Source organism: Actinomyces sp. W5033 (genome assembly GCF_051303165.1).
This window is the reverse complement of the sequence record NZ_JBPPGD010000002.1, coordinates 1-15,563: the sequence shown is the minus strand read 5'-3', so window position 1 is coordinate 15,563 and position 15,563 is coordinate 1. Positions and strand designations below refer to the sequence as shown.

Sequence of the window (15,563 nt, the reverse complement as noted above, 5' to 3'; positions counted from 1 at the left end):
GGCGCGCAGCGGCGTCCGCCGGTGTGCGTCTACTCCAGGCCCAGATTCTGCCTCGCCCAGACGGCGAATCCGCCCGGCGGGAACGGCAGGCGATACTTCACGGCAATGAGGTGGTCAGCCACGTCGCTGGCCGCCTCAAGCGTCAGGTACCCGGCACGGATCGTCTCCACCAACAGGGCAAGAGTCCCTCGGTAGCTGATCCTCTCCGTTTCCGCGAGCCTGCGGGCGACAGTGTCGTCAACGACGGCGATGCTCCCGCAGGCCTTGGCCCGGGCGAGGACGGAGCACTCTCCGACGTTGTGACGCCCCGACACGAGCCGTGCCGCATACTTCTCGAAGAGTCGGCGCTCACACTCAAGCTCCTCGTCTACGACGACGATCCAGTCCGCGTTCAGGACAAGCTGGTTGGCCGGGTGACTGGGCAACCCTGCCCTCAGCTCCGCGCGCACCTGCGCGGTGACCTCCAGCCTGTAGGGCACCCGCTCGGCCATCCCCCTGAGCGCACCGAGCCACCCGGCCTGTGCGAAGGCGCTGAGCGGACCGGTGTCCAGCACCAGCGTCTGTCGCTCCCCCATCAGACGAACTGCCAGATCCGGTCAGCGGCCAGCGGAGGCGGCTCCGGAAGATCTCCCTCCGTGCAGGTCCGACGCAAGAGCTCCACGGTCCTCTCCGGACTCAGCCGCTCATCGAGGTACAGGTCGAGCACGGCCTCCCGATAGGTCGCGGGCAGGAAACCGACACGCAGCTCGTCCGCCGGGACCAGACTCCACTCGACGATGTCCTCCCGGGTGGTCACCGTCCGCCTGATCTCCGCCGTCTGGGAGCAACTGATCGCCGACAGCTCCCTGAGGCGCCGCGCCAGGGTCGCCATGTCCACCCGGTACTCGCTGGCGACGATCACGGCGGCCTCACGTAATACGTGAGTGTCGCGGAGAGCCTTCCACCGGGAGGCCGTCGAGTCGGCGGGCAGCAGCAGCGCCCGCCCGAACTGGTCCAGCTGCGACTCGGTGCGCCCGGTGTGGTCCCCCAGCGCATAGTCCACCGTGTAGTCGTCCGCGAGGAGGGCGTGCCCCAGCTCGTGCGCAGCCGACAGGCGCCGCCGCCCGGTGCGAAGGTGAGCGTTGACCACGCTGACCGCACCGTGCTCCAGCAGGACGGTGGCTGCGTCCGCCTCCTCGGGTCCGAGGTCGACGGAGAAGAGAATGACACCGAGCCGTCCCATGAGCTCACCGAGGTCGTGCAGCGGTCCTTGACGTGGAGCACCGAGGAGGTCTCGGGCCCGGCCTGCCATCTCCTCGACGGCACGCGCATCCTGCGGACGATCGAGAACGGGAAGCCGACCGAGCACGGAGGCGAAGCTGTGGGACTCCGAGGCCACGAGCTCCACCTCCCGGGCCATGCGCTCGACCTCAAGGTCGATGCTGGCCAACCGTGACCGGCTGCTCCCACGGTGGGAGACGATCGCGGCAGGAGGGTCGGACAGCAGCCACTCCACACGCATGTCGAGCGCCTCGGCGAGATCCACCAGGTGGGAGATGCTGATGCTCTGCTGGCCGTTCTCCAGCTTGGAGAGGGTGGGGCGCCCGATGCCGCTGCGGGACGCGACATCCGCCTGGGTGAGGCCGCGCCTTTCGCGCGCCTCAGCGACCCGTCGACCGACTTCGTCGTTCACCTGCGTCATGTGTTCCAATTTAGAACACTGACGGTGCGTCCCGCCAGGGACCCCCACGGGTCGAACAGCAGCGACGCGCGGACCTCCCCAGACGCGCGCCCCGGGGCTCAGGGCCGCGGCATGAGCGCGCGCAGGCCCGCCACGAAGCGCCGGTACTGGGCGGAGGCGTCGCTCATCGACGCCCAGGTGGCCCGGGCCGCCCGGCTCATCTGCTCGTAGTCCTCAGCCGACAGGTCCATGACGGACTCGACCGCGTCCGCTACCTGGGCCACACTGACCTCGACGGGCACGAGACGGCCGTTGACGCCGTCGTGGACGATCTCCCCGGTGCCGCCGGCCGCCGTCGCCACCACCGGCAGGGCGGCCGCCTGCGCCTCCATGACGGAGACCGGCACCCCCTCGCCGTCGGAGCAGTTGAGGAAACAGGACAGGGTGCTCGTCGCGTACAGGCGGCGCACCTGCTCGTTGGGCATGTGCCCGGTCAAGGTGATGTCCACCCCCGGGGCGAGCTCGGCCGCCCGGCGCCGCAGCTCCTCCACGCGCTGGGGGTCCGACTCCCCCACATGCGTCCAGGTCACCGCGTGGCCGCGCCGGGCGAGCTCGGCCACCGTCTCCAGGACGAGGCCGACGCGCTTGTAGGGCGCCATGTGCGAGCATGAGACGAGGGCGAAGGGCTCGCCGTCGGGCGGCAGGCTCCGCAGCGGCGCCGACGACGCCGGCACGCCCAGCCGCGCCACCTGAACGCGGCCACCCGCCTGTGGGAAGCGGCGCCGCAGGAAACCGGCGGCGTACTCGGAGATGGGGTAGACGCGGTCAACGGCCTCCATGACGTAGCGCCGTGAGGGCACGTAGCCACGCGGCGCGTCGGCCTCGTCGACGTCGTAGGCGTGGGCGCGCGCCACCACCCGCACCTCGTGGTAGGCGAGCTCGCGGCGCCTGAGCATCCCGCCCAGGGCCGCGCCGGTGAAGAACCAGTACGAGTAGATGGTCACCCGGTCCCCCGGCCTGAGGCCCAGCCAGGGCACCAGGCGGCGCAGCCGTGCACGTGCGCCGAGGGCGATGGCGGCGAAGCGCACATCCATCCCGAAGCGGCCCGGGCTGCGCCACGGCGGCGTCTCGACCATCCGCTCACGCCCCAGGAGGATCTGGGCGGCCCGCACGAGCGCCTGCGAGCGCCAGCCGCCGGGCAGCCGGGAGGCGGGCATGAGCGCGCTGCGGGCGTTGGCCGGAAGCGGCCGGGTGCGGCGGGCCCCCTGGGACAGGCGCACGGGCACGACGAGGACCTCGTCGTAGGCCTCGCACAGGGTCTCGATCTCCTGCTCAAGGAACTCCTCACCGACCTCGTAGGGGTAGAAGTCGGTGAGCAGCAGCAGGACGTCACGGTTACCGTGACCGGCGTCGTCCCGCCCCCCGGCGGGCCGGGCGGGCGGTGTCGTGGCGGTGCTCATGCGTCCTCCTCGGTGGTCGGTGCCTGCGGGCCGGGCCGCAGAGCCCCCTCATTGTGCTCCGCGGGCTCCTCGTCCCCTGCGGCTTCCCCCGTGGCGCCCGGGTCCCCCGCCGGCTCCGGTGCCGCCCCGGAAGCGGGCCCGCGCGCGTCGAAGCGGCGGGCGGCCTCGTAGGCCATGAGCGTCATGAGCACCAGCAGCAGGGCCATGAGGGCCCCAAGCACATAGGTGGTGGCCAGCAGCTCCAGGGGCGACAGCGCCAGCCAGGCCAGGGGGACGGCAGCGTAGACGACGGCGAAGGCGAGCATCCAGCCCTGGTTGCCGGTGACGACGAAGAGGTTCGACACCGGTGAGGTGATGAGCAGCATCAACAGCCAGGGCGTCAGCGCCCGCGCGAAGCCACCCGCACCCTGCCACTGCTCGCCGAACAGGAAGGGGAAGAGCCACGGGGAGATGAGGTACACGGTCCCGAAGGGCACGACGCCAACCATGAGGGCGCGTTTGACCAGGGCGTTGACGAGCGGGCGCATCTGCCCGGGCTCGACGACGGACAGCCGTTGGAAGAAGACGCGCGAGACCGCGCCGTTGACGAGGATGAGGGGGGCGTCCAGAACCCTCCAGGCCATCTGGAACTGGCCCAGTGCGGCGGCCGAGTAGCCCGCGATGAGCAGCTGGATGCCGGACAGCCTCACGGCGTCAACAAGCGCGTTAGGGGCGTTGAGCAGGGGCATGCGCCGGTGGCGGCGTGCGACCTGGCGCAGGCTCGGGGCGTCGTCGGGCAGCGGCCTGGCGACCTCCGGGGCCTGCCTGCCCAGGTTGAGGAAGGCGAAGAGCTGGCCGAGGGTGTGCCCCAGGACGAGGCCGGGCAGCCCGCCGAGCCCGGCGAGGGCCAGGACGAGCTGGCCCCCGGTGAGCCCGATCTGCTGCTCGGCCTGGTTGACGGCGATGACCCGGTAGCGGCTGTGGCGGTTGAACCAGTACTTGAGGACCTCGATGCCGCTCATGAGGAAGGTGGTCAGACCCACCAGCGGCATCCACAGCGCCACCTCCGGGCCCCACAGCCGGGCGACGGTGCCGCGCAGCGGCACGGCGAGGACGGTGATGAGCGCACTGGCCACCAGCACGCACCACATGGCCAGGCGGGTCAGTGCCAGGGCCTCGGCGTCGCGGCGCGGCAGCATGACGGCCATGTCGTAGCGCAGGGCCGCGACGGCCACGACGACGCCCGCCACGGAGGTGTAGGTAGCCAGCTGGCCGAGGTCCTCAGGCGTGTACAGGCGCGCCAGGACCAGGGTCATGAGCAGGGACACGGCCTGCGCGACGGCCGTGCCCGTCACGAGGGTCAGGACGTGCCCCAGGACCGGGGAGGAGCCGGTCAGGGCCTGCAAGCGGCGGCGCCAGCGCGCCAGCAGCCCGGTCAGAGCGTGACCGTCCGGTTCTCGGCCGCCGCCGTCAGCACGGCCTCGACGACGCGCAGCGTCTGCACGCCCTCCTCCATGGACACGGTCTCAGCGCCCGCACCGGGGCCGGCGAGCACGGCGTCACGGAAGTGCTCCTGCTCCAGGGCGAGGGGCTCGCGCTTGGCGATGGCGTAGCGGATGACGTCGCCCTCGCTCACACCCCGGAAGTTGGCCACCTGGTCCCAGGTGGACTCCACGGTGCCGTTGGCGTGGAAGGTGAGGTCGCCGGTGAGGGTGTCCGCCACGAAGGATCCCTTCTCCCCGGTGACGACCGTGACCCGCTCCTTGAAGGGGGTGAGCCAGTTGACGACGTGGGAGACGATGACACCGTTGGCCAGGACACCGCTGGCGACGACCATGTCCTCGTTGTCCCGGCCGGAGCGGTGGGCGACCTGCGCGCTGATCGCGGCGTAGGGCGAGCCGGCCACCCAGGCGGTGAGGTCAACGTCGTGGGTGGCGAGGTCCTTGACGACACCGACGTCACTGATGCGGGCGGGGAAGGGCCCCTGGCGGCGGGTGAGGACCTGGTACACCTGGCCGAGCTCGCCGGCGTCGAGCCGCTCGCGCAGCGCCCTCAGGGCGGGGTTGCAGCGCTCGACGTAGCCGACGGCGCCGACGAGGCCGCGCCCGGCGAAGGCGTCGCGCACCCGCCGGCCCGCCTCGACGCTGTGGGCGATGGGCTTCTCCACCATCGTGTGCACGCCGGCCTCGGCCAGGGCCAGGGCGACCTCCTCGTGGTAGACCGTCGGGACGGCCACCATGGCTGCATCGATCCCGGCGTCGATAAGAGCGGCGACGTCGGGCAGGACCGGCAGGTGACCGGCGACTGCGAAGCGGTCACCCCCCGGGTCCGCGACGGCGACCAGCTCCATGCCCCGGGTGGCACGGATGACGCGGGCGTGGTGGCGGCCCATCGACCCCAGGCCGATGAGCCCGACGCGCAGGTTCTCCCCCATGCTCACGCACCCGCCTTCGCGACGGCGGTGACGGCCTCGATGACGCGCTCGAGGTCGGCCTGGCTCAGTGAGGGGTGCACGGGCAGGGACAGGCACTCTCGCGCCGCCTTCTCCGTGCCCGGCAGCTCGAGGCCCGGGGCGTAGGGCGCCAGGGAGGCGAGCCTGTGGTTGGGGATCGGGTAGTAGACGCCGGAGCCGACGCCCCACTCCTCCTTGAGAGCCCTCTGGGCGTCGGCGCGGTCCTCAGCACCGGCCCCCTCGAAGCGGATCGTGTACTGGTGGTAGACGTGGCGGTAGCCCTCAGGGACCGCGGGGGTGACGACGCCGGGCACCCCGGCGAGCCCGGCGTCGAGCACGGCGGCGTTGGCCTGCCGCTGCGCGGTCCAGCCCTCCAGCCTGGTGAGCTGGACGCGGCCGACGGCGGCCCCCACGTCCGTCATGCGGTTGTTGAACCCGACGAGCTCGTTGGCGTACTGGCGCTCCATCCCCTGGTTGCGCAGGAGCCGCACGCGGCGGGCCAGCCCGGGGTCGGCGGTGGAGACCATGCCGCCCTCGAGGGAGGTCATGTTCTTCGTCGGGTAGAAGGAGAAGGAGCCCCACTCGCCGAAGGTGCCCACGGGGGTGGCGTCGATGGCGGCGGCGTGGGCCTGGGCGCAGTCCTCCCAGACCTTGAGGCCGTGGCGCTCGGCGATGGCGAGGATCTCGGGCATGTTGGCGGGCAGGCCGTAGAGGTGGACGACCTCGATGGCCACCGTCCGCTCCGTGACGGCGGCCTCGACGCTGGCCGGGTCGAGGGTGAAGGTCGTGGGGTCGATGTCGGCAAAGACGGGGCGGGCGCCCGTGGCGGCCACGGAGTTGCCGGTGGCCGCGAAGGTGAAGGAGGGGACGATGACCTCGGCACCGGCCAGGGCCGCCGGGTCCGTCTCCCCCAGGCAGGCCAGGGTGGCCAGGTGCTGGGCGGAGGTGCCGGAGTTGACCGCGACGCAGTGGGCGCCGGCGACCACCTGGGCGCTGAACTCCTCCTCGAAGGCGGCCACCTGCGGGCCCTGGACCACCATGCCGGAGGCGATGACGGCGTCGACCGCGGCACGCTCCTCGTCCCCGATGATTGGCTTGGCGGGCGGGATGAAGTCGAATGCCATCAGATGGACACCTCTCGGATCGTGTTCTCGAGCTCTTCGAAGACAGTGGACGTCACGGGGCAGCGCCAGCGCACCGTGCCCTGGCGGTAGGCGGGGTCGGCGCCGGTGACGGCGACGAGGGGCTGTCCCGCCCGGCCCACCCAGCCGATGCGGCGGGCGGGGACCCCGGCGACGAGGGCGTGCGGGGGCACGTCCCGGGTGACGACGGCGCCGGCCGCGACGCTCGCCCAGGCGCCGATGGTCACCGGGGCGACGCAGACGGCGCGGGCGCCGATAGCGGCACCCTCCTGGACCGTGACCCCCACGGGCTGCCAGTCCGAGGCGGACTTGAGGGTGCCGTCGGGGTTGACGGCGCGGGGGAAGTGGTCATTGGTCAGGGTCACGGCCGGGCCGATGAAGACGCCGTCGGCCAGACGTGCCGGCTCGTAGACAAGCGCGTAGTTCTGTACCTTGCAGCGGTCGCCCATGACGACGCCCTCGCCGATGTAGGCGCCGCGCCCGACGACGCAGTCACGGCCGAGCACCGCGTGCTCACGTACCTGGGCCAGGTGCCAGATGCTTGATCCGTCACCGATGACGGCCTCCTGCGACACATCGGCCGAGTCGGCGATCCTGACGCTCACGGTTGCTCCTCGTCTGTGCGCGGTCTCGCGGCGGAGTCAGCCGCCGTCGTCCTGCGGCGCCATCGTAAGCCCCCTCGTCCCGGGCGGCGACGACCGTGAGACACTACGGGGATGACCGACACCGGCAGGAACGACGTGGGTGCGAGCCCCTCCCCCTCGGGCGGGCCGCAGTCCCTTGACGACGCCTGGCTCGTCATCCCCCTGTACAACGAGGCCCCGGTGGTGCGCGGCGTCATCGAGCAGGCGCGTCGCGTCTTCCCCCACGTCGTCGTCGTGGACGACGGCTCGAGGGACGCCTCCGCCTGCGAGGCCGCCGCGGCGGGCGCCGTCGTGATCCAGCACCCGGTCAACCTCGGGCAGGGGGCGGCTCTGCAGACGGGTTTCGCCTACGTCCTGGAGCGCACCGGTGCCCGCTGGGTGGTGACCTTCGACGCCGACGGCCAGCACTCGGTCGAGGACGCCGCCGCCATGGTGGAGCGCTCGCGCCGCGAGGACCTGGGCTTCGTGCTGGGCTCACGCTTCCTCGACGGCTCGACGCAGGTCGGCTGGGTCAAACGGCTGGTGCTGCGCACCGCGGCGGCCGTGTCCTCACGCAGCTCGGGCATGCACCTGACCGACGCCCACAACGGGCTGCGGGTCATCCGGCGCGACGCCCTCGAACGCGTCCAGCTGCGCCAGAACCGGATGGCGCACGCCTCGGAGATCGTGCGTCAGCTGGGGGCGACGGGCCTGGCCTGGGCCGAGCACCCGGTGCACATCACCTACACCGACTACTCCCGCGCTAAGGGCCAGTCCCTGTGGAACTCCGTCAACATCCTCGTCGACCTGGTCTTCTCCTGAGGGCCCGGGCAGGAGCGTAGCCATGAGCTCACAGATCGTCATCCAGGTCGTCCTCATCGCCGCCGTCGCGGTCATCGGCTGGCTCATCTACCGCGTGCCGGGCGGCTCGCGCCACCAGGCCGCCAGGCGCCTGGTGACACTCGCCTTCGTCTGCTTCGCCGTCGTGTCGATCGCCACCCCCAGCATCACAACCCGCCTGGCGCACCTGCTGGGGGTCGGCCGTGGGGCCGACCTGCTGCTGTACGCGCTGGCGGTGGCCTTCCTGGCCCAGATGCTCTCCTCCTTCAGGCGCAACGCGGCCCTCGAGCGCCAGGTGACGCGGCTGGCGCGCCGGATCGCCCTCATGGAGGCGGCCGACGGCGACCACGCGCCCTCACGAGACTCCCACCAGGACTGAGCCGGCACGAGAGCCCGGGGCAGGCCCGAGGCCGTCAGCGCGCTCGGCTCGCCCTGCGGGCGGCGCGCACCTGCACTTCCTCACGTAGCCGCAGGCCGCCGATGACCGCCCAGCGCACGGGAGCCTGCCACGGGGCGTCGTACACGCCGCACATGTAGCGCCTGGCCGAGGCGTGGTGCGCCCGGATCATCCTCTCGGGACGGGCCTTCCAGGAGGCGCCCTGCTCGTGGACGACCACCGCTCCCGGAACCTGGATATTGCGCCAGCCCGCACGGCTCACACGGGCTCCCAGGTCAACGTCCTCGAAGAACATGAAGTAGCCGTCATCAAAGCCTCCCAGGGCCTGCCACACGTGCCGGGGCAGGACGAGGCAGGCTCCCGAGAGCCAGCCGACCTCGCGGACCGCGTCGTTGCCGTCCTGGGCGTGGTAGGCGGCGGAGAAGGGGTTGGACGGCCACACCCTGGTGAGCAGCGCGTGCCCCGCCCCGCTCACCAGGGTCGGCAGGGCACGGCCGGAGGGGTAGACGGTGCCGTCGGAGTTGAGCAGGCGCGGGCCCAGGCATCCGGCCGTCGGGTCCGCCTGCCCCGCCTCCACCAGGAGGTCAAGGCTGCCCGGGCGCCAGACGATGTCGGGGTTGGCGATGACGACCCAGTCCTCCGTCAGCCCAGCGGCGGCCTGGTTGGCGCCTCCGCCGTAGCCGAGGTTGGCTCCGCTGCGCACGACCCGGGCGCCGTGGCGGGCGGCGAGCTCGTCAACGAGGTGGTGCTCGGTGCCGTTGTCGGCGATGACGACCGTGACCTTCCTCGCAGTGGCCGCCGGGACGGAGGAGAGGAAGCGGTCGAGCTCATCGCCTGGGTTGTAGGCGACGGTCACGACCCGGATCGTCCCGGTGGGTGGTGTGGTCACAGGCAGAGACTAGCCGAAACGGCCACGACGGCGGGCGCCCGGACGGGGGCGACGTCCACCGGGCGGCACGGGCCCGCGCGGACGCCACGCCGCTGTCCGGGCCGCCTGCCGCGGCGGTGACGGGCACGACATCCACTGATTTCCCAGCGGCGTTCCCTATGATCACCCTCGTGCCCTCTTCGCCCCGTCCGCTCGCACGGCATGCCGCGAAGGACCTCGCCCGCCGCACCGGACGCAGGATCCTGCTCGTCCTGCTGTCCGTCGTGCTGTTCGCGGCCTCTTTCGCGGCAATCAGCTACCACGACCTGCAGAGCCAGGTGCAACGCATCGACGTCAACGACCTCCTCGGCTCAGACCGCCCCACCCGCGCGGACGCCACGCAGGAGGCGGTCGAGGACAGCTACGCGGGCCGGGCCGTCAACATCCTCGTCATGGGCTCGGACACGCGCGCGGGTGCCAACAACGTCGATGGGGCTGATGGCAGCGACGACGTCGCCGTCGCCCGCTCGGACACCGCGATGATCCTGCACATCTCCGCGGACCGCACCCGCATCGAGGTCGTCTCCATCCCCCGGGACACGCTGCTGGACATCCCCACGTGCACGCAGGCCGACGGCAACGAGACCTACGCCCAGTACGACGCCATGTTCAACTCGGCCTTCTCCAACGGCGCCGGTAAGAGCGCCTCGCCCGAGGCCGTTGCCGCCGGTGCCGCCTGCACGATCAGGACGGTTGAGCACCTGACGGGCATCTACATCGACGAGTACATGGTCGTGGACTTCTCGGGGCTGTCCGCCATGGTCAACGCCCTGGGCGGTGTGCAGGTCTACGTTGACGAGGAGATCTACGACGTCGACCACACGGGGCTGGTGCTCGACGTCGGCTGCTACCACATGGACGGGATGACGGCCGTGCAGTACGCGCGTGTGCGCTACGGCGTCGGATACGACGGCTCGGACATCAACCGCATCGGACGCCAGCAGAACCTCATGGCGGCGATGCTGCGCACGGCCCAGCAGAAGAACCTGCTGACCTCGGCAACCGACCTGTACTCCTTCGCCCGCAGCGCGCTGGCGACGCTCACCACCTCGCCGGGCGTCGGGTCCCTCACCACCTTGGCGGGTCTTGCCCAGTCGATCGCCTCCATCGGGATGGACAACGTGAGGTTCGTGACCATGCCCTTCGCGCCGGCACCCTCAGACCCCCAGAACCGAGTGGTGCCCTCCTGGCAGGCCGAGGCCGTGTGGGAGGCGCTCATCAACGACACCCCGGTGCCCAGCGAGTCCGTCACCGTCCAGGCCGACGGCACCGCGCCCTCACAGGCCGGGGGGACCGAGGACCTCGGCCCGAGCGACGCCGTGGAGGAGACCACCACCTCACAGGGGGAGGCGGCCCCTACCCCCGCCGAGGACCCCGCCGCCGCCTGCTACAACCTCAAGCAGTAGGCCTGGTCCTGGTCCCCGTCATGTCCCCGATCCCCCACCGAGCGAGGTCCTCCTGCCATGAGCTCGACTGACTCGGGCGACCTGCCCCCCTCCTTCGCACCCGGCTCCGGCTCCTCAGGCCGGCGCCGTGCGCGCCGTGAGCCGCCCGCGACGCCGCCCCACGCCCAGCGCCAGACAGGCTCGGCCGTCGCGGGCCAACCCGCGACGCCGTCCCGGCCCGCAACAGGCTCCGCCGCACCGGGCCCCGCCCCCACCGCCCGTCGCCGCCACAGCCCGCCTCCTCCCGCCGCCCACAGCCGCCAGAGCCGCTCCCTGCCCTCCTCACTGCCGCCCCGGACCACTGCGCTGCCACCACGCGACGCGGGCGCCCCTCGGCGTCCTCACGTCTCCCGCGCGCGCGAAGGCTCCCGCGCGGTCCCGCTGGCACCGGGCGCGCCCGAGGGCGTCGAGCGGACCCGGGCCCTGCCGGCGGCCGGAGCGGCCCGTTCCGGCGCCCTGCCCCCGCGCACGGCCACGTCGCCCGCAGGACCTGCGGCTTACCCGGTGCGCCGCTCCGTGCAGCACCCCGGTGCACAGCGTCCGCCGCAGCCGCCACCCGGGTGGGGCGCCCAGCAAGGGCCCTGGGCACAGGCTCCGCTCCCCCCGGCCGCCCCACCCGCACCGAGGCCTCAGCCGGTCCGGCCACGACGGCGGCGGCGTCCGCACCCTCTGCGCTGGGTCGCGGCCGTCCTCGTCCTCGTCATCGCCCTGGCCGCAGGACGCGTGCTGTGGCTCGCCCACCGCGTTGAGGAGTCCATCGGGCGCGTGGACGCTCTCTCCGGGGCCGCAGACACGAGCGGGCAGACGTGGCTCATCGTCGGCTCGGACTCGCGTGCCGACGGCACCGTGCAGGACGAGACCGAGGGTGCTCGGGCGGACTCGATCATGCTGCTGCACCGCGCGCCCAACGGCACCGCGGCGCTCATCTCGCTGCCGCGCGACACCTACGTCGAGGTCCCCGGCTACGGCGGTGACAAGATCAACGCCTCCTACGCCTACGGCGGGGCCCCTCTCCTGGTCGCGACGGTTGAGGACCTCACCGGCCTGACGGTGGACCACTACGTCGAGGTCGGTATGGGGGGCGTCACCTCGCTCGTTGACGCCGTAGGAGGCGTCGAGGTGTGCCTGGACTACGACGTCGAGGACCCCGACTCCGGGCTCGTGTGGCACACGGCGGACGGCGTGTGCCAGACGGTTGACGGCACCCGCGCCCTGGCCTACTCGCGCATGCGCAAGTCCGACCCGCTGGGGGACATCGGCCGTGCACTGCGCCAGCGCGCCGTCGTCTCCGCGGTCATCTCCGAGGCGATGAGCAGGCAGACCCTCCTGTCCCTCACGCGCCAGGACGCGCTCGTCGAGGCCGGTGCCTCCACGCTCACGGTAGACGAGGGCACGCGCACGCTCGACCTGGCCAGGATGGTGCTGGCCTTCCGGGACGCCTCGGGAGCCGGGTTGGCGGGGGCGCCCCCGATCGAGTCCCTCGACTACGAGCCCGGGGGCATCGGCTCAGCCGTGCTCCTCCAGGACACGACGGCCCCGGACTTCTTCGCCTCCCTGAGGGACGGGACGCTGACCCCCACGGACCTCAACCAGATCTCCGGCTGAGGGCGGGCCACGACGACGGCGGCCGACCACCTGTGAGGGGTGGTCGGCCGCCGTCGCGGTGCTGCGTCAGCCGCGCGCTGCGAAGTGCTCGCGGCCCGGGTCAGCCTGCCAGGCTCTGAAGCTGGAGGTGACGATGTCGTCGAGGTCGTGCTCGGCGTGCCAGCCCAGGACCCGGGTGATGCGCGAGGCGTCGCCGATGAGCTGCGGGGGGTCGCCCGCGCGCCGGTCGAGCTCCTCAGGAGACAGGTCCAGCCCGGTGACGGCGATGCACTTGCCAACCACCTCGCGCACGCTCGCCCCCTCACCCGTGCCGACGTTGAAGACGTGCTCCTCCATGGGCTGGCCGGAGGCCAGGTAGTCCAGGGCGGCGATGTGGGCGGTGGCCAGGTCTCGCACGTGGATGTAGTCGCGGATGCAGGTGCCGTCGGGTGTCGGGTAGTCGGTGCCGAAGATCTTCGGGGTCTCGCCCCTCACGAGGCGGTCGAGGACCATGGGGATGAGGTTGAGGGTCGCCATGTCCCCCAGGTCGTCCCAGCCGGCGCCGGCGACGTTGAAGTAGCGCAGGCCCGCCCAGCGCAGGCCCCAGGCGCGCTCGGCGTCGGCCATCATCCACTCACCGATGAGCTTGGTCTCCCCGTAGGGGTTGATGGGGTGGCACTCGGTGTCCTCGCTGACCGTCTCCACCGGCGGCATTCCGTAGACGGCGGCGGAGGAGGAGAAGATCATCTGGTCCACACGCGCCTGCTCCATGGCGAGCAGCATGTTGGCAAGGCCGCCGACGTTCTGCTGGTAGTACCAGGCGGGGCGCGTGACCGACTCACCAACCTGCTTGCGGGCGGCGAAGTGGATGACGGCCGTGACACCACGACGCTCCATGAGGTCGGTGAGGACGGTCGGGGCCTCGCCGGAGGCGACGTCGAGCTCGACGACGGTGGCGCCCTCGACACGCTCGGGGCTGCCGTAGGACAGGTCGTCGACGACGATCACCTCCTCGCCGCGCTCGAGCAGAAGACGGACGACATGGGCGCCGATGTAGCCGGCGCCACCGGCAACGAGGATGCTCATGGTCCCAAGCGTAGACGTGTCGGCCACCGATCATCCCCGTCTCGATGTTCCTTGTTCCCTCGGCCGCACCAGGGCACACAGACGCACTGAGGATGCCGCCGAGATCATCCTGCTGATCCTGCCTGTACCTGCCCGTTCAGTCGCGCGCACACCCGCTGTCCGCACGGGGCCGATGAGAGCGTTACCGAGCCGCGTTGGAGCGCGCGGGAGCCACCCCGGGCTCCGCCTCAGCGTATGGGCGGGCGCTGCGTGTGCTTGCCCCGATGGTACTGACGGGCTGGGCCACGGTCTCCCTCCTGCCCGCCGGTCTGTTGTCGGCGCCGGGCGCCACCCATGGCGGGGCTCACCTCGGTGAGTGCGGCGCTCGCCGCCGTGCTCAGGGCCATTTCGGTCCCTGCGTCAGCCGGCGGGCACGCCCGACCGTCCCCGGCCCACGCTTCACCGGTGTGCTCTTGCTCACCGTGTCGCCCGCCGCAGCCGTGTACCACTGCACCCACCACACCCGTTACCTTGTTGGTGGTCCTGGGTGGTCCGGGGCCGGGCCAGTTGCTGTGGGCATGATGTCTTGCCCCTGTCCGTAGATGATCCGGGGGGTGTTGTCACCCGCAGCAGCCGGACGCTGGTGACCGCTGATAAGGGGAACGACCCACCGCGTGTGAGGTCTTTCGTAACGTGGGTGCGGAACCGGTCGTCCACCGGCTGGCCCCGTATCGACTTGACCGAGAGGCGGCAGGAGAGATGGATATCGAGGACATCGAGGTCTTCATCGGCATCGACGTCGGCAAGACGGACCACTGGGCCACGGCCCTGAGCCGGGACGGGCGGAAGGTCCTCGACAAGCCCCTTCCCAATGACGAGGCACGTCTGCGTTCCCTTTACGGCAAGCTGGCCGACCACGGGAGGCTGCTGGTGGTGGTCGACCAGCCCGCCACCATCGGGGCCCTGGCCGTGGCGGTGGCCCAGGACATGGGCATCACCGTGGGCTACCTGCCCGGACTGTCGATGCGACGCATCGCCGACCTGACGCCGGGCAGCGCCAAGACCGACGCGAAGGACGCGGCCGTCATCGCCGGCGCGGCCAGGAGCATGCCTCACACCCTGAGAGCCGTCAGCGCCTCGGACGAGGACGCGGCCGCCTTGTCGATGCTCACGGGATTCGACCTGGACCTGGCCCGCCAGGTCAACCAGAGCGCTAACCGGATCCGGGGCCTGTACACCCAGATCCACCCCGCCCTCGAGGCCGTGGTGGGGCCCTGGCTGGAGCACGACGCCGTCTTGGAGGTCATCGCCGCCTGGCCCACCCCAGCCGATCTGAAGCGAGCGGGCAAGGCAAGGATTGACGCCAGGCTCAAGAAGCACGGGTGCAGGCGGCACGCCACCTGGGCCGGCCAGATCGTCTCGGCCCTGGAGCACCAGACCGTGGTGGTCGCCGGCACCGACGCCGCCGCAACGGTGCTACCTCACCTGGCCAGGCAGCTCATCGCCCTGCACGCTCAGCGGGCCGATGTCGCCGCCCAGGTCGAGGCCCTGGTGGAGGCCCACCCTCTTTATGAGGTCCTGATCTCCATGCCCGGGATCGGGGTCAGGACCGCCGCCGTCTTCCTGGCCGAGACCCTGGGCAAGACCTTCGACACCGGCGCCCAGCTGGCCTCCTACGCCGGGCTCGCTCCCGTCACACGCCGCTCCGGCTCATCGATCCGTGGTGAGCACGTCTCCCACGGCGGCAACAAGAGGCTCAAGCGCGCCATGTTCCTGTCCGCCTTCGCCTCCCTGCGCTCCGACCCCGTCTCCCGGGCCTACTACCAGCGCAAACGAGACCAGGGCAAGCGTCATAACCAGGCCGTTCTCGCCCTGGCCCACCGCCGCATCCTGACCCTGCACGCCATGATCCGAGATGGAGCCCTCTACGACCCACAACCAGCCACGAAACTACCCGCCGCCGCTTGACACACCACATAGGGGCACCC

The 15,563-nt window shown here is 71.6% G+C and carries 14 protein-coding genes; 5 read left to right on the top strand and 9 right to left on the bottom strand.

All coding sequences use genetic code 11. The features are described from left to right. Positions 1-29: 29 nt before the first annotated feature. From ACSJJR_RS01635 to ACSJJR_RS01605, 7 genes are all read right to left on the bottom strand, one after another. Positions 30-575, bottom strand: a complete 546-nt coding sequence (locus ACSJJR_RS01635; RefSeq protein ID WP_435941783.1) for a hypothetical protein — start codon at positions 573-575, stop codon at positions 30-32. Beyond that, positions 575-1,681 carry a helix-turn-helix domain-containing protein gene (locus ACSJJR_RS01630; protein WP_435941782.1) on the bottom strand — a complete coding sequence of 369 codons (1,107 nt, stop codon included), beginning with the start codon at positions 1,679-1,681 and terminating at the stop codon, positions 575-577. Before ACSJJR_RS01630 ends, ACSJJR_RS01635 begins: the two co-directional genes overlap by 1 nt. 98 nt (positions 1,682-1,779) lie before the next feature. After that, the gene (locus ACSJJR_RS01625; protein WP_435941781.1) at positions 1,780-3,120 is read right to left on the bottom strand and encodes a glycosyltransferase; all 1,341 of its coding nucleotides are present in this window, start codon (positions 3,118-3,120) and stop codon (positions 1,780-1,782) included. Next, a complete protein-coding gene (locus tag ACSJJR_RS01620; RefSeq protein WP_435941780.1) occupies positions 3,117-4,505 on the bottom strand; it encodes a lipopolysaccharide biosynthesis protein in 1,389 nt (462 codons plus the stop codon). Before ACSJJR_RS01620 ends, ACSJJR_RS01625 begins: the two co-directional genes overlap by 4 nt. A gap of 29 nt (positions 4,506-4,534) precedes the next feature. Beyond that, positions 4,535-5,533, bottom strand: a complete 999-nt coding sequence (locus tag ACSJJR_RS01615) for a Gfo/Idh/MocA family protein (RefSeq protein WP_435941963.1) — start codon at positions 5,531-5,533, stop codon at positions 4,535-4,537. Positions 5,534-5,535: 2 nt separating this feature from the next. After that, positions 5,536-6,675, bottom strand: coding sequence for a DegT/DnrJ/EryC1/StrS family aminotransferase (locus tag ACSJJR_RS01610; protein WP_435941779.1), 1,140 nt, complete (start codon positions 6,673-6,675; stop codon positions 5,536-5,538). Then, positions 6,675-7,298: a DapH/DapD/GlmU-related protein gene (locus ACSJJR_RS01605; protein ID WP_435941778.1), complete on the bottom strand. Its 624-nt coding sequence runs from the start codon at positions 7,296-7,298 to the stop codon at positions 6,675-6,677. Before ACSJJR_RS01605 ends, ACSJJR_RS01610 begins: the two co-directional genes overlap by 1 nt. A 111-nt stretch (positions 7,299-7,409) precedes the next feature. Here ACSJJR_RS01605 and ACSJJR_RS01600 point away from each other — a divergent pair, with 111 nt between their 5' ends. Beyond that, entirely contained in the window at positions 7,410-8,138 is a 729-nt protein-coding gene (locus tag ACSJJR_RS01600) for a glycosyltransferase family 2 protein (protein WP_435941777.1), read from the top strand. A 22-nt stretch (positions 8,139-8,160) separates the two neighbouring features. Then, positions 8,161-8,535, top strand: coding sequence for a DUF2304 domain-containing protein (locus tag ACSJJR_RS01595; RefSeq protein WP_435941776.1), 375 nt, complete (start codon positions 8,161-8,163; stop codon positions 8,533-8,535). Positions 8,536-8,569: 34 nt separating this feature from the next. Here ACSJJR_RS01595 and ACSJJR_RS01590 read toward each other — a convergent pair whose 3' ends face one another. Then, positions 8,570-9,442: a glycosyltransferase gene (locus ACSJJR_RS01590; RefSeq protein WP_435941775.1), complete on the bottom strand. Its 873-nt coding sequence runs from the start codon at positions 9,440-9,442 to the stop codon at positions 8,570-8,572. 170 nt (positions 9,443-9,612) lie between these two features. Between ACSJJR_RS01590 and ACSJJR_RS01585 the strand changes: the two genes are divergently transcribed. Continuing rightward, the gene (locus ACSJJR_RS01585) at positions 9,613-10,887 is read left to right on the top strand and encodes an LCP family protein (RefSeq protein ID WP_435941774.1); all 1,275 of its coding nucleotides are present in this window, start codon (positions 9,613-9,615) and stop codon (positions 10,885-10,887) included. A gap of 762 nt (positions 10,888-11,649) precedes the next feature. After that, positions 11,650-12,531: an LCP family protein gene (locus ACSJJR_RS01580; protein ID WP_435941773.1), complete on the top strand. Its 882-nt coding sequence runs from the start codon at positions 11,650-11,652 to the stop codon at positions 12,529-12,531. Between the two features lie 66 nt (positions 12,532-12,597). Here the strand turns inward: ACSJJR_RS01580 and galE are convergent, their stop codons facing one another. Continuing rightward, entirely contained in the window at positions 12,598-13,596 is a 999-nt protein-coding gene (gene galE / locus ACSJJR_RS01575) for a UDP-glucose 4-epimerase GalE (RefSeq protein WP_435941772.1), read from the bottom strand. Positions 13,597-14,334: 738 nt separating this feature from the next. Between galE and ACSJJR_RS01570 the strand changes: the two genes are divergently transcribed. Then, positions 14,335-15,543 (top strand): IS110 family transposase, encoded by a 1,209-nt coding sequence (locus tag ACSJJR_RS01570; RefSeq protein WP_435941460.1) that lies wholly within the window; start codon positions 14,335-14,337, stop codon positions 15,541-15,543. The last annotated feature ends 20 nt before the right edge of the window (positions 15,544-15,563 follow it).